Source organism: Pseudomonas sp. CFBP2511 (genome assembly GCF_030209255.1).
Classification (GTDB): Bacteria; Pseudomonadota; Gammaproteobacteria; order Pseudomonadales; family Pseudomonadaceae; genus Aquipseudomonas; species Aquipseudomonas avellanae.
On the sequence record NZ_JARVSI010000023.1, the window covers coordinates 138,696 to 151,880 of the forward strand.

Genomic DNA, 13,185 nt, shown 5'->3' on the forward strand with positions numbered 1-13,185 from the left:
CGGGGCGCATTAAACGTGTTTTTCAGGAGGTCGTCAAGCGTGTTTTTTAAAAAAATTGAATTATTACCGACGCTTACGACCTTCACTGCGTGAAACGCTTTATTTTTCGGGGGGAACGTAGCCTTCGGCCTGAGCGTATTCTTCGCCGGAAAGGAACTTGTCCATCTCGGTCTGGAGGAATTTGCGGTCTTCGGCGTTCATCATGTTCAGGCGACGCTCGTTGATCAGCAGGGTCTGGTGTTTCTGCCAGTCGGCCCAGGCTTTCTGCGAGACGTGGTTGAAGATGTCTTCGCCCTTGGCGCCAGGGTACGGGGCGCGTTCCAGGCCGGGCAGTTCTTCTTTATATTTGCGGCACATTACGGTGCGGGTCATGACGACTCTCCTGCGTTCAATACGTCAGCTGCGCGTTTGAGCAGCTTTTTCACCGGGGCCGCAAGGCCCAGGCGTGGCGGGGTGGCGAGGTTATACCAGAGCCAGTCGGCCTCGGCCACGTGATCGGCGGACTCCTGGACCTTGACCAGCCAGGGTTCGATGCTCAACTGAAAGTGGCTGAAGGTGTGTACCAGCCCCGGCAGTTCGTGATGCTCGCCCAGTTGCAGCGCATGTTGCGTGGCCAAGTGTTGCAGGTCATCGAAGTCATCCAGCTCCGGCAGGCTCCACAAACCACCCCACAAGCCGCTGGAGGGGCGACGATAAAGCAGAATCGCGCCGTCTTCGTTGGCAAGCATGGGCATGAGCGTGCGTTTCTGTGGCACGGTCTTGCGCGGTTTGGGGATCGGGTAGCGGGTTTCCAGGCCCAGCATGTGCGCCTCGCAGGCTCGTTCCAGCGGGCAGAGCAGGCAACTGGGTTTGCTGCGGGTGCAGAGCGTGGCGCCGAGGTCCATCATCGCCTGGGTGTAGTGGTTGACCCGGCTGTGCGGCGTGAAGCGCTCGGCAGTGGCCCATAGCTGTTTGGCGACCTTGGGTTCGCCGGGGTAGCCCTCTTGCGCGGTAAAGCGCGCCAGCACGCGTTTGACGTTGCCGTCGAGGATCGGCGCGCGAAGGCCCATGCTCAGGCTGGCAATCGCGCCGGCGGTGGACAGGCCGATACCTGGCAGCAAAATCAGTTTTTCGACGTCGCGGGGAAACTCGCCATCGTGATCGGCGACCACGATTCTGGCGGTCTTCTGCAGGTTGCGGGCGCGGGTGTAGTAACCCAGCCCGGTCCACAGGTGCAGCACTTCGTCTTCCGGGGCTTCGGCGAGCGCCTGCACGGTCGGCAAGGCTTCCATGAAGCGGTCGAAGTAATTCAGGACGGTGCTGACCTGAGTCTGCTGCAGCATGATTTCCGATACCCAGACCCGGTAAGGCGTAATGCCTTGTTGCCAGGGCAGGTCATGCCGACCATGACGGTCGTACCAGTCCAGCACGGCGCTGGAGAATTGTTCGGGTTGCATGGCCGGGTGGGCTCTCATAGTCGGGATGTGAAAAGTTTTTTGCCAGTGCAGGAGCGCCAAAGAATGGCGCTCCTGTGCTGCGCCTCAGCGCTTGAACAATCCCTTGAGCGCGTCCTTGAGTTCAGGGCTGACCTTGTCGCCCAGTTTCTCGTCCAGCTTGCCCTCGAGCTTCTCGCTGATCCGGTCGCCGGCCAGCTTCGCGGCGATCTGGCCAACGCCTTCCTTGTCCAGACGGCAGGCCTTGGCTCCCAGTTCCAGGGGGCCACGGCACTGCACCGGCCACTCGATGCCGACAAAGCGCGGGTTGATCTCGCAGGCCGGGTCCGGCATGTCGCTTTTGTCGCCTTCGACGATGATGCCGACGCGGTAGTTCATGCCCAGTACGCGCAGGTCTACGTCACCGTTGCCGTTGACGGTCATGCCCGGAATGCGCATTTTCAGGTCGGGGTTGCTGGCGACGCCGTTGCGCATGACCAGCGTGCCATTGAGTTGCTGGAACGGTGTGTCCTTGGCGCGCGGTTCGCCGCTGAGCGTTTTACGGTTGAGGATCGAAATGCCTCTGCACAGTTGCTGCTCCAGGTTGGCATTGACCAGCACGCCGTTGTTGAGTGCAAAGCTGGCGGTGCCATTGAGGCTGTCGATCAGGGCTTTTTCGCTGTTGCCCTTGCCGGTCATGCTGCTGTCGAGGGTCAGCAGGCCGCGTACGGGAGGTGTCTGGCCCTGGCTTTCGAGAACGCGCTCGATCGGCACCTTGGCAACACGCGTTTGTACACTCGCAACCGGCACATCCGGACGTGCATCCAGGTCACCCTTGACCTCGAAGTTGCCGTTGTAGAGATCGCCACTCAAGGTGTCGAGCTTGATCACGCCACCGCTGGCCTGAGTCCTGAGCGCAGCATTGCCGATGGGCAGCTTGTTCAGGGTGAGTTTGCCGAAACTCAGGTCTGCCACGACATCCAGCGTGCGCAGACGCTCCAGTGGCAGCAGTTTTGCGCTGCTCCAGGCCGCCTTGGTCGGTTGCTCGGGCAGCGGCGAGTCGCCTGCAATGGCGGCGGCTTCGCCCGATTGCACTTCGGATTTGCGCGCAGCCTTGGCGCCTTTGCTTTCTTCGCTTTCAGCCGGGCGATAGCGGTCGGCGTCGAAGGTGTCAGCCTTGAGCTGGACGCGCAGCGCCTGTCTGGCGAAGTCGTCTACAGCAATGCGCCCGGTGAAGGTGCTGTCATCAACTTTCAGGTTGAGGTTTTCCAACGCAAGGCTGGTGGGCGTGCCGCTGAGGCGCGTGACCATTTCAACCTTGCTCAGCGCACCTTCTGCCATTGCTGGCAGCGGCTGACCGATGTTTTCGAAGAATGCGCGCAGATCAAGCGAGGCTATGGAGAGGCCGCCGCTGATCTGCGGGGTTTTGTCCAGGTCGCGGGCGCGCAATTCGCCCAGCGCGCGCAATTGGTTGGCCGAGATTTTGAGGCTGTTCCATTCGGCGATGTTCGCGGTGAGGTCCACCAGCAGTTGTCCCTGGGCCGAGAACGTTACCAATTTGCCCTGCAGCGGCTCGCCTGCGACTTCGCCGGACAGGCGCATGTCTTCGAACTGATAGCGCTTGAGCACGCGATCCATGCGCAACTGGCCGACCAGCTCGGTCTTGGTGCGCACAACCGGCTGGTTTGTGCTCAGGAACGCTGTCAGTTTGATCGGGATATCGGACGCTTCACGAATCGGCCCGGTGCTCAACTGGATACTCTCGGCCGTGAAGGTTCGGCCCTTTCGGGCGTCGCTGTAATCAACGCGAGCGTTATTGACGGTCAGGCTGTCGATGTCCAGCCTGATGGGCTGAGAAGGGCGATCGGGTTTTGCCGCGTCCGGCGCTGGCGCTGGCGCTGGCGCAGGGGTCGCTTCGCCGGGTGTGCCGGTGGTTGCGACAGCAGGCTTGCCGATGTCTTCCCAGTTGCCATGGCCATTTTCATCGCGGTGCAGCGTCAGGTTCAGACCTTCGACACGGATGTCGCTCATCTGTACCTGGCGGCGCAGCAGTGGCAGAACACGAACGGACAGGCCAAGCATCTGCACATCGGCAAACGGCTGATCGGGTGCGGTCAGGGTGGCGACATGGGCCTCGTGCAATTCCAGGCCGAGCCAGGGGAACAGGCTCCAGCCGATATCGCCGTCAAGCGTCAGCTCGACGTTTGCCTTGTCGCGTGCCAGCTGTCGAATCTCGTCTTTGTAGTCGTTGGGATCAAACAGGTGGGTCAGGGCGAAGCCCAGAGCCACGATGATCAGCAACAACCCGAGAATAAACAGCCCCAGGATTTTGCCGAACGCTTTCATGGGCGAGTCCTTGTGTCGATGTTCAAAAATAGCCCACGAGTATACCGCTCTGACGCACGGACCGGGCTGCGGATGCCGTTATTGCTCGTGGGTGTTCAGCTTGAACGGGTTGCGGTCCTCGATTCAGGTCCGGAGTGGACGAAAAACGAGGGGACGCTGTACGTGCCGCACTATCTTTCGAGCATCTTCCAGGGGTTAAGCAGACCCCAAAGTTAGTAGTCCGACTCAGCGCAGAACAGGGATTTTGATATTACTTAATTGAGTACATCTATGGGCTCATAGAGGGCGCGGATTAACCTTTTGATATTGATAATAAAAAGCCTGCAACAAGATGCTTATTTGCCATCAGACAGTGATAGTCTCCGTTTTTGCTGGGGTAGGGTGCGTCTTTTTGTCACGTATCCAGATCACCTGCCGATAAAACAGACATGGCCGCACGGCATGGAGTCTGTGGCGGACCAGCGGACCATCTGCGAGCTTCACACATTGGGGTAATTATAATGAGCACAAGTACAGCCTTGGGCGGCGAAGCCGCTCAGCCTGCGTTCTTGTCCAAAGAGCGCATTATCGCCAAGCCCGGTTTCAACCGTTGGCTTGTTCCACCAGCAGCATTGGCAATCCATCTTTGCATCGGCATGGCTTATGGCTTCTCGGTGTTCTGGTTGCCACTGTCGAAGGCAGTCGGTGTAACTGCACCTGTTGCTTGCACTCCGGACATGGGTTTCTTCGCGCAGATGTTCGCGTCGACCTGTGACTGGCAGATCTCCATGCTGGGCTGGATCTACACGCTGTTCTTCATCTTCCTGGGCTGCTCGGCTGCCATCTGGGGTGGCTGGCTGGAGCACGCAGGTCCACGCAAGGCAGGTGTTGTTTCGGCACTGTGCTGGTGTGGCGGTCTGCTGATTTCCGCGCTGGGTATCTACACGCACCAGATCTGGCTGATGTGGCTGGGCTCGGGCGTGATCGGCGGTATCGGTCTGGGGTTGGGCTATATCTCCCCGGTATCCACCCTGATCAAGTGGTTCCCGGACAAACGCGGCATGGCGACCGGCATGGCGATCATGGGCTTTGGTGGCGGCGCGATGGTGGGCGCACCCCTGGCCACTGCGTTGATGGGCCACTTCGCTTCGGCTGAGGGCGTGGGCGTCTGGCAGAGCTTCGTGGTGATGGCGGTGATTTACTTCATCTTCATGATCGGCGGCGCGCTGGGCTATCGTGTTCCGCCAACTGGCTGGAAACCTGAGGGCTGGACTGCTCCGGCTGCCAAGGCCAAGAACTCGATGATCACCAACCGTCACGTGCACGTCAGCGTGGCCTGGAAAACACCGCAATTCCGTCTGGTCTGGCTGGTGCTGTGCCTTAACGTGTCGGCCGGTATCGGTATCCTGGGCATGGCTTCGCCACTGTTGCAGGAAGTGTTCGCCGGCAAACTGCTGGGCAACGATCTGACATTCAGCGAACTCAATGCTGATCAACTGAAGGCCATTGCTGCCATTGCAGCCGGCTTCACCGGTCTGTTGAGCCTGTTCAACATTGGCGGTCGTTTCTTCTGGGCGTCGTGCTCGGACTACATTGGCCGTAAAGCGACTTACTTTGTGTTCTTCGCGCTGGGCTTCCTGCTTTACGCTTCGGTTCCGACACTGGGTCATATGGGCAGCATTGCGCTGTTCGTAGCGGCTTTCTGTGTGGTGCTGTCGATGTACGGTGGCGGTTTCGCGACGGTTCCGGCCTATCTGGCTGACTTGTTCGGTACGCAGATGGTGGGTGCGATCCACGGTCGTTTGCTGACTGCATGGGCTGCGGCAGGTGTGCTGGGTCCGGTATTGGTCAACTACCTGCGCGAGTATCAACTCAGCCACGGTGTTGCGCGTGCCGATGCCTACAACATCACCTTGTACATCCTCGCGGGTCTGCTGGTGCTGGGCTTTATCTGCAACCTGCTGATTCGTCCGGTTGCCGACAAGTACTTCATGACCGACGCCGAACTGGCTGCTGAACAGGCCATCGGTCGCGACAAGGGCGCTAGCGCCGCTACTTCGCTGGAGTGGAAAGCATCCTCCTCCAGCAAGCCGCTGGTGATCGCTGCCTGGCTGGCGGTCGGCATCCCGCTGGCATGGGGCGTCTGGATTACCCTGCAAAAGACCGCAGTGCTGTTTCACTAAAAGCCTGCAGGTAACCAAAAGCGCTTGCACCTCGGTGCCGGCGCTTTTTTTTGCCTGGGTTTTTGGTGCGCTGCACTTTTGACTATCGTGCCAGTGCTCCGCATGGGAACGATGACCACTGTGTTCGTCGCGATAGCGATATTCAGTTGACCCGATGTACTCGATGCACTGCCCGTTCCCCCGCAGACGCTGCTACATTAGCAACCCCTGTGTTTATTGCCTGAAGGAGTTGTTTGCATGCTAGCCCACGTGGAGTCGTACGCCGGTGATCCGATCCTTTCGCTGATGGAAGCCTTTGGCAAGGATCCACGCGCAGACAAGGTCAATCTGAGCATCGGTCTGTATTACGACGCGCAGGGTCGTATCCCGCAGTTGGCATGCGTGGCAACAGCGCAACAACAATTGGCCGAAGGCGAGCAGGCGGCTTCTGTCTATTTGCCGATGGAAGGCCTGGCGGCTTACCGGCAGGCGGTGCAAACCCTGTTGTTCGGCGCCGACCATCCGCTGGTGCAGTCCGGTCGCGTGGCGACTATCCAGACCGTGGGCGGCTCGGGCGCGCTTAAAGTGGGGGCCGACTTCCTCAAATATGCATTCCCCGATTCTCAGGTGTGGGTCAGTGATCCGACCTGGGAAAACCACCTTGCGCTGTTCGGCGGTGCGGGCTTCAAGGTCAATACTTACCCCTACTTCGATGCCCAGACTGGCGGCGTCAGGTTCGAGGCTATGCTCGACACCGTGCAGGGTCTGCCGGCGCAAAGCATCCTTTTGCTGCACCCGTGCTGCCACAACCCGACTGGCGCGGATTTGTCCGTCGAGCAGTGGGACCGGTTGATCGAAGTGATCAAGGATCGCCAGCTCATCGCGTTTCTGGATATCGCCTATCAGGGCTTCGGCAAAGGCATCGACGAAGACGCCTACGCTATCCGCGCGATGGCCGACGCGGGCATCACCACGCTGGTCAGCAACTCGTTCTCGAAAATCTTCTCGCTGTATGGCGAGCGGGTCGGCGGGCTATCGGTGGTCTGCGAAGACACCGCATCGGCCGCCAATGTATTCGGCCAGCTCAAGGCCACAGTACGTCGCAACTATTCCAGTCCGCCTGCGCATGGCGCGTTTCTGGTGTCCAGAGTGCTCAACACACCGCAACTGCGTGATCAGTGGCTGAGCGAGGTCGAAACCATGCGCCTGCGCATCATCGACATGCGCAGCCGTCTGGTTTCGGTGCTGGCGCAGAAAGTTGCCGGGCGCGATTTCAGCTTTATCCTCAGGCAGAGCGGCATGTTCAGCTACACCGGATTGACGCCGCAGCAGGTTGACGAGCTGAAAGATGTTCACGGTATTTACATGCTGCGCAGTGGCCGGGTGTGCATGGCGGGCTTGAATGAAAGAAATATCGACAAGGTGTGTGACGCGATTGCGAGCCTCTTTGCCCACTAAATGCCCTGCTGGTCGTCTGTTTGCTTCATGGCGAGCGCTTCTGAGCCTATAATGCTCGCCTTTTTTCGCCCAATGATTTTGCGGAGCTGGTGATGGCCGAACGTAAGGCGTACGTCGAGCGCAATACTCTGGAAACCCAGATCAAAGCCTCGATCAACCTGGATGGCACCGGAAAGGCCCGATTCGATATCGGTGTGCCTTTCCTTGAGCACATGCTCGACCAGATCGCCCGGCACGGGCTGATCGACCTGGACATCGAATGCAAGGGCGACCTGGCAATCGACGACCACCATACGGTAGAAGACGTCGGGATCACCGTCGGCCAGGCGTTCAGCCAGGCCATCGGCGACAAGAAGGGCATTCGTCGTTACGGCCACGCGTATGTGCCGCTCGACGAAGCGCTGTCGCGTGTGGTGATCGATTTTTCGGGTCGTCCGGGCCTGCAGATGCATGTGCCGTACACCCGCGCCACGGTTGGCGGCTTTGATGTGGACCTGTTTCAGGAGTTCTTTCAGGGCTTCGTCAATCACGCGAACGTGACACTGCACATCGACAACCTGCGTGGCACCAACACTCACCACCAGATCGAAACCGTGTTCAAGGCTTTTGGTCGTGCACTGCGCATGGCGGTCGAGCTGGATGAGCGCATGGCCGGGCAAATGCCATCCACCAAGGGTGTGCTCTGATGCAGACGGTTGCGGTCATCGATTACGGCATGGGCAACCTGCACTCGGTCGCCAAGGCGCTGGAACATGTGGGCGCAGGCCGTGTGCTGATTACCAGTGACGCCAAGGTGATTCGCGAAGCCGACCGTGTGGTGTTTCCGGGTGTGGGCGCGATTCGCGACTGCATGGCCGAGATCCGCCGTCTGGGTTTTGATTCGCTGGTCAGGGAGGTGAGCAAGGATCGCCCGTTTCTGGGCATCTGCGTCGGCATGCAGGCGTTGCTCGACAGAAGTGAAGAGAGCGGCGGCGTGGACTGCATTGGTTTGTTCCCCGGCCAGGTGAAGTTCTTCGGCAAGAACCTGCATGAAGAAGGCGAGCACCTGAAAGTGCCGCACATGGGCTGGAATCAGGTAACGCAGGCGGTCGATCACCCGCTGTGGCACGATATTCCGGACCTGGCGCGCTTCTACTTCGTGCACAGCTTCTACATCGATGCCGCCAACCAGCGTCAGGTGGTCGGGCGTGGTCACTATGGCCTCGATTTTGCCGCAGCACTGGCCGACGGTTCGCGTTTCGCCGTGCAGTTCCACCCGGAGAAGAGCCACACCCACGGCCTGCAATTGCTGCAGAACTTCGCCGCCTGGGATGGTCGCTGGTAAGCGCATGAGCAAAGCCAAGGGCAAGCCGCCCATTCTGACCCTCTCGCCCGAGCATGAGCAGCAGGCGATCGACAAGCTCAAGCGTCTGTTCGCCGACCGTTTCGAGCTGGACCTGGGTTCGTTTGAGGTGGCAGAGGTGCTTGAACTGTTCACTCGCGAGATCGCACCGCATTACTACAATCGCGCTATTTTCGATGTTCAGCAGCACCTCAAAGAGCGCTTCGAGAGCATCGAAAGTGATCTCTGGGCACTCGAAAAGAATTAGATAAAGCAGCTTCAAGCGTTGAGCTTCAAGCTGCAAGAATTGGTGAGTACGCATACTTGCAGCTAATCGCTTGCAGCTTGCCGCTCTTTTGACGAAGGAATAAGCATGCTGATTATCCCCGCTATCGACCTCAAGGACGGCGCCTGCGTACGTCTGCGTCAGGGCCGGATGGAAGATTCCACGGTGTTCTCCGACGACCCGGTGGCCATGGCTGCCAAGTGGGTCGACGGTGGCTGCCGCCGTCTGCATCTGGTCGACCTGAACGGCGCGTTCGAAGGTCAGCCGGTCAACGGTGATGTGGTTACCGCCATCGCCAAACGCTACCCGAACCTGCCGATCCAGATTGGTGGCGGCATCCGCTCGCTGGAAACTATCGAGCACTACATCAAGGCCGGTGTGAGCTACGTCATCATCGGTACCAAGGCCGTCAAAGATCCCGAGTTCGTGGCGCAAGCCTGCCGCGCGTTCCCCGGCAAGGTGATCGTGGGTCTGGACGCCAAGGACGGTTTTGTCGCCACCGACGGCTGGGCTGAAGTCAGCACTGTGCAGGTCATTGATCTGGCCAAGCGCTTTGAAGCCGACGGCGTGTCGGCCATCGTGTACACCGACATCGCCAAAGACGGCATGATGCAGGGCTGCAATATCCCGTTCACCGCAGCATTGGCGGCCGCCACGCGGATCCCGGTGATCGCTTCGGGCGGTATTCACAATCTGGGCGACATTCAGGCGCTGTTGAATGCGAAGGCTCCGGGCATCATCGGCGCAATCACCGGTCGTGCGATCTACGAAGGCACGCTGGATGTGGCTGAAGCCCAGGCGCTCTGCGACCGCGAACAACGCTGAATAGCTGGAGACTGACTCTGTGGCCCTAGCCAAACGCATCATTCCTTGCCTGGACGTCGACAACGGTCGAGTGGTCAAGGGCGTCAAGTTCGAGAACATCCGTGATGCTGGCGACCCGGTGGAAATCGCGCGTCGTTACGATGAGCAGGGTGCCGACGAAATCACCTTTCTCGACATCACCGCCAGCGTCGATGGCCGTGACACCACGCTGCATACCGTCGAGCGCATGGCCAGCCAGGTGTTCATTCCACTGACCGTGGGCGGCGGCGTGCGCACCGTGCAGGACATACGCAACCTGCTCAATGCAGGTGCCGACAAGGTCTCGATCAACACCGCCGCAGTCTTCAACCCGGAATTTGTCGGTGAAGCCGCCGCCCGTTTCGGCTCGCAGTGCATCGTGGTTGCTATCGACGCCAAGAAGGTCTCCGGCCCGGGTGAAACCCCGCGCTGGGAAATCTTTACCCACGGTGGACGCAAGCCTACCGGGCTGGATGCGGTGCTCTGGGCGAAGAAGATGGAAGACCTGGGCGCTGGCGAAATCCTGCTGACCAGCATGGATCAGGACGGTATGAAAAACGGCTTCGACCTGGGCGTCACCCGCGCCATCAGCGATGCGCTGGGCATCCCGGTCATCGCCTCGGGTGGTGTCGGAAACCTTGAGCATCTGGCTGCGGGCGTGATCGAAGGCCATGCCAGTGCAGTGCTGGCGGCGAGTATTTTCCACTTCGGCGAATACACCGTTCCTGAGGCCAAGGCGTACATGGCCAGTCGCGGGATTGTGGTGCGTTAAATCGTCCTGCAAAAAAGCGAGCGTCGCTTGTTTGAGCCCATAAGCTTGAAACGATCGATGCTCGTTTTCGTTTCAGGCCCTTCGCCCCGGTTTATTGTCTGTAAGCGACATCGCAAAGTACCGGGCTAGACAGTGCACCGGGTTCACGTCACTCTGCATGCGTCGTTCACGATCGAGTGCCGGAACATGTTCAAACGTTTTTTCCTTGCCCTGATCGGGGTCGGCATCCTGTTGAGCGAAAGCACCCAGGCCAGCGAGTCACCTCCTTATTCCATGGTCTTGCTGACCGAGAATTTCCCGCCGTTCAACATGGCGGTCGATGGCAAGAACTTCGCTCAGGAAAACAACATCGACGGCATTGCCGCTGAAGTGGTGCGCGAGATGTTCAAGCGCGCGAACATCGGCTACAGCATGACCCTGCGCTTTCCGTGGGATCGCGTTTACAAGCTTGCCCTCGACAAGTCTGGCTACGGCGTGTTCTCCACCACCCGCCTGCCCGAGCGGGAGAAGCTGTTCAAGTGGATCGGCCCGTTAGGTTCCTATGACTGGATCATGCTCGCCCGCGGTGACAGCCCCATCACGTTAGCGTCGCTGGAGCAGGCAAAGGATTACCGGATCGGTGCCTATAAGGGCGATGCTATCGGCGAGCGCCTGAACGCCATGGGGCTCAATCCGATCCTGATGCTGCGTGACCGGGACAACGTTAAAAAACTGGCCAATGGTCAGATCGACCTGTGGGCGGTGGGCGATCCTGTAGGTCGTTATCTGGCGAAGCTTGAAGGTGTCAGCGGGTTCAAGACAGCGCTGCGCTTCAACAGCGCCGAGTTGTACCTGGCCGTCAACAAAAGCACGCCTGACGAGATCGTCAACCGCTTGCAAGCGGCGCTTGACCAGATGCGCGCCGAAGGCTGGGTCGACGCCGTCAAGGCGCGCTATCAGTAACCGCTCAACCGGCTGCGGGAACGATGTCTTCGCGTAAGGCAGAAGGCTGCCCATTGATATCGTGGGCGTAGGTGCAGATCTTCAACGGCAGCGACTTCGCGCGCAATGTCAGGTCGCGGAGCTGGGTTTTGAAACCTTCAGGCTCCGAACAGTCAGTAGTATCCGGTGGACCCATCTTGACCGTGTAGTGGTCGATCAAGCGATGCTCATAGGACCAACTGACCGATAATGCGCCAAAGCGGTTTTTGCCGATCTTCACCTGCGGCTCAGGTGTAGGTCCCGCCGCTTGCAGCTCGATGGCAAGCGTCAGTGCATTGCGCATCAGACCGACAGTGGGAAGGTGCTCTGCCGAAGACACGCCGATCATGCACAACCAGTTGATTCCGATCTGCCGATCCACAGGATCATCAATGGCCGCATCCTGTGAGCTGATGGTGTGGCTGTAACCCACCGGGTCTTCGCACTGCATGGCCGAGTCGACCTTCTTGTAACGGTACAGCGGCGTATCGATCAGAAATCGCAGGTCCCAAAACGGATAGACATTCCTGCCTTCGGCATCCAGTTGCACCCTTGCAAGCTGCGCCGGCTGCCTGCCCAGCGTTTCAAAGTCGACCGAGAACGTTGGAAACAGGTCACAGATTGCCGGATCCGTACTCAACGTGCCGTCGACAAAGCATTTGTTCAGCAGCGTGACCGGGTTGCCATAGTTACTGTCGGCGACCATGGGTGGAAAGCCGGGTATTTCGTCACTGAAGTTTTCAGTTGCGTTATCCGACGAGGCTTGGTTGGTGAGGTTCAGGACCGCATAAACCTCGTTGTTGTCGCGGGTCAGAAGCGGGCTGCCGGAGGCCCCGGTATCGACATCCCGGCATTGATTGCGCACCGTGTGACGCCAGACCCAAGGCTGCTCCATGATCACTTCCGACGTCTTATGCACACACGCTGCCATGCGCAGATGCCCGGTATCCTTGTTGAGCGGGGCACCCACCCATAGAATTTCGCGGTCCTGCTCCGGCATTTCGCTGGCCAGTGCAAGCGGCTGTATGCCGTCGTCGATCAGCGACTTGAGCGTTGGCTGCAACTCGACAACGGCGAGGTCCACACCCTGCATGCTGCTCCAGTTGATGCGTTTCAGCGGATAGCTGCGCGCCGTGCTGTCAGTGAAGAAGTTGAACTGGATACTGCCTTCGACCTCACGGTCGGTGATGATCACGCCGTTCTGTCGGCTGATGCAGTGGCCACTGGTGACTACATAGGCCGGGGCGTCAGGCGTGCTGTCCGGGCTTCGGGTGTCGATCAGCGTAGCAGTGCAGCTCGACCCGCCCTTGCTCTTGATACGACCGATGCCGTTCCAGTGGTCGCGTGAGCTATCGGCATTGAGCAGGACTTTGGAGGGGGCAAGGGAAAGCAGTCCTTCGCCCAGGTCGGTGGCGGCAGCATGAATGGAAAAGGGCAGCAGTGCGGCGATACAGCACGCACCTGTAATCGTGGGTAATTTCATAATCATCCTTGATAGCAGTGTCTTGGCCTCCGTCATGGAGACACCTTCCTTTAAGCCGGAATCGACAGGGTTATCAAGGCTGAAACGGCGGTGGACATGGAAAACAGATTTGGCCTACTCCGCTTTTAGAAAGTGCTGACGCGAACCTGGGGAGTGTATCCGT

Annotated in this window: 12 protein-coding genes; 8 read left to right on the plus strand and 4 right to left on the minus strand. The window is 59.2% G+C overall.

Annotated features, from left to right (window positions below; genetic code table 11):
* Positions 1-99 precede the first annotated feature (99 nt).
* The 3 genes from QRN38_RS19635 to QRN38_RS19645 form a co-directional block, all read right to left on the minus strand.
* On the minus strand, positions 100-372 hold the full coding sequence (locus tag QRN38_RS19635) for an oxidative damage protection protein (protein ID WP_002555777.1): 273 nt from the start codon (positions 370-372) through the stop codon (positions 100-102).
* Positions 369-1,436 carry an A/G-specific adenine glycosylase gene (gene mutY / locus QRN38_RS19640; RefSeq protein ID WP_024667774.1) on the minus strand — a complete coding sequence of 356 codons (1,068 nt, stop codon included), beginning with the start codon at positions 1,434-1,436 and terminating at the stop codon, positions 369-371. Before mutY ends, QRN38_RS19635 begins: the two co-directional genes overlap by 4 nt.
* A gap of 84 nt (positions 1,437-1,520) precedes the next feature.
* Positions 1,521-3,758, minus strand: a complete 2,238-nt coding sequence (locus QRN38_RS19645; protein ID WP_057417488.1) for an AsmA family protein — start codon at positions 3,756-3,758, stop codon at positions 1,521-1,523.
* Positions 3,759-4,258: 500 nt separating this feature from the next.
* Between QRN38_RS19645 and QRN38_RS19650 the strand changes: the two genes are divergently transcribed.
* The 8 genes from QRN38_RS19650 (at position 4,259) to QRN38_RS19685 (ending at position 11,521) form a co-directional block, all read left to right on the plus strand.
* Positions 4,259-5,920, plus strand: a complete 1,662-nt coding sequence (locus QRN38_RS19650; RefSeq protein WP_011105432.1) for an OFA family MFS transporter — start codon at positions 4,259-4,261, stop codon at positions 5,918-5,920.
* A gap of 237 nt (positions 5,921-6,157) precedes the next feature.
* Positions 6,158-7,357 (plus strand): amino acid aminotransferase, encoded by a 1,200-nt coding sequence (locus QRN38_RS19655; protein WP_007246851.1) that lies wholly within the window; start codon positions 6,158-6,160, stop codon positions 7,355-7,357.
* 92 nt (positions 7,358-7,449) lie between these two features.
* Entirely contained in the window at positions 7,450-8,043 is a 594-nt protein-coding gene (gene hisB, locus QRN38_RS19660) for an imidazoleglycerol-phosphate dehydratase HisB (RefSeq protein ID WP_002551454.1), read from the plus strand.
* Entirely contained in the window at positions 8,043-8,681 is a 639-nt protein-coding gene (gene hisH / locus QRN38_RS19665; protein ID WP_007246850.1) for an imidazole glycerol phosphate synthase subunit HisH, read from the plus strand. The genes hisB and hisH overlap by 1 nt, the downstream gene beginning before the upstream one ends.
* A gap of 4 nt (positions 8,682-8,685) precedes the next feature.
* Positions 8,686-8,946 (plus strand): DUF2164 domain-containing protein, encoded by a 261-nt coding sequence (locus QRN38_RS19670; protein WP_010201070.1) that lies wholly within the window; start codon positions 8,686-8,688, stop codon positions 8,944-8,946.
* 105 nt (positions 8,947-9,051) lie between these two features.
* Positions 9,052-9,789 carry a 1-(5-phosphoribosyl)-5-[(5-phosphoribosylamino)methylideneamino]imidazole-4-carboxamide isomerase gene (gene hisA / locus QRN38_RS19675; protein ID WP_007246848.1) on the plus strand — a complete coding sequence of 246 codons (738 nt, stop codon included), beginning with the start codon at positions 9,052-9,054 and terminating at the stop codon, positions 9,787-9,789.
* A 19-nt stretch (positions 9,790-9,808) separates the two neighbouring features.
* Entirely contained in the window at positions 9,809-10,579 is a 771-nt protein-coding gene (hisF, locus tag QRN38_RS19680) for an imidazole glycerol phosphate synthase subunit HisF (RefSeq protein WP_002551458.1), read from the plus strand.
* A gap of 186 nt (positions 10,580-10,765) precedes the next feature.
* Positions 10,766-11,521 (plus strand): substrate-binding periplasmic protein, encoded by a 756-nt coding sequence (locus QRN38_RS19685; protein WP_057417487.1) that lies wholly within the window; start codon positions 10,766-10,768, stop codon positions 11,519-11,521.
* A gap of 4 nt (positions 11,522-11,525) precedes the next feature.
* Here the strand turns inward: QRN38_RS19685 and QRN38_RS19690 are convergent, their stop codons facing one another.
* Positions 11,526-13,022 (minus strand): trypsin-like serine peptidase, encoded by a 1,497-nt coding sequence (locus tag QRN38_RS19690; RefSeq protein WP_057417486.1) that lies wholly within the window; start codon positions 13,020-13,022, stop codon positions 11,526-11,528.
* Between the last annotated feature and the right edge of the window lie 163 nt (positions 13,023-13,185).

Bases quoted from the DNA above. Each gene is read 5' to 3' on its own strand.
- QRN38_RS19635 (WP_002555777.1), bottom strand. From the start codon at position 372: ATGACCCGCACCGTAATGTGCCGCAAATATAAAGAAGAACTGCCCGGC.
- mutY (WP_024667774.1), bottom strand. From the start codon at position 1,436: ATGCAACCCGAACAATTCTCCAGCGCCGTGCTGGACTGGTACGACCGT.
- QRN38_RS19645 (WP_057417488.1), bottom strand. From the start codon at position 3,758: ATGAAAGCGTTCGGCAAAATCCTGGGGCTGTTTATTCTCGGGTTGTTG.
- QRN38_RS19650 (WP_011105432.1), top strand. From the start codon at position 4,259: ATGAGCACAAGTACAGCCTTGGGCGGCGAAGCCGCTCAGCCTGCGTTC.
- QRN38_RS19655 (WP_007246851.1), top strand. From the start codon at position 6,158: ATGCTAGCCCACGTGGAGTCGTACGCCGGTGATCCGATCCTTTCGCTG.
- hisB (WP_002551454.1), top strand. From the start codon at position 7,450: ATGGCCGAACGTAAGGCGTACGTCGAGCGCAATACTCTGGAAACCCAG.
- hisH (WP_007246850.1), top strand. From the start codon at position 8,043: ATGCAGACGGTTGCGGTCATCGATTACGGCATGGGCAACCTGCACTCG.
- QRN38_RS19670 (WP_010201070.1), top strand. From the start codon at position 8,686: ATGAGCAAAGCCAAGGGCAAGCCGCCCATTCTGACCCTCTCGCCCGAG.
- hisA (WP_007246848.1), top strand. From the start codon at position 9,052: ATGCTGATTATCCCCGCTATCGACCTCAAGGACGGCGCCTGCGTACGT.
- QRN38_RS19685 (WP_057417487.1), top strand. From the start codon at position 10,766: ATGTTCAAACGTTTTTTCCTTGCCCTGATCGGGGTCGGCATCCTGTTG.
- QRN38_RS19690 (WP_057417486.1), bottom strand. From the start codon at position 13,022: ATGAAATTACCCACGATTACAGGTGCGTGCTGTATCGCCGCACTGCTG.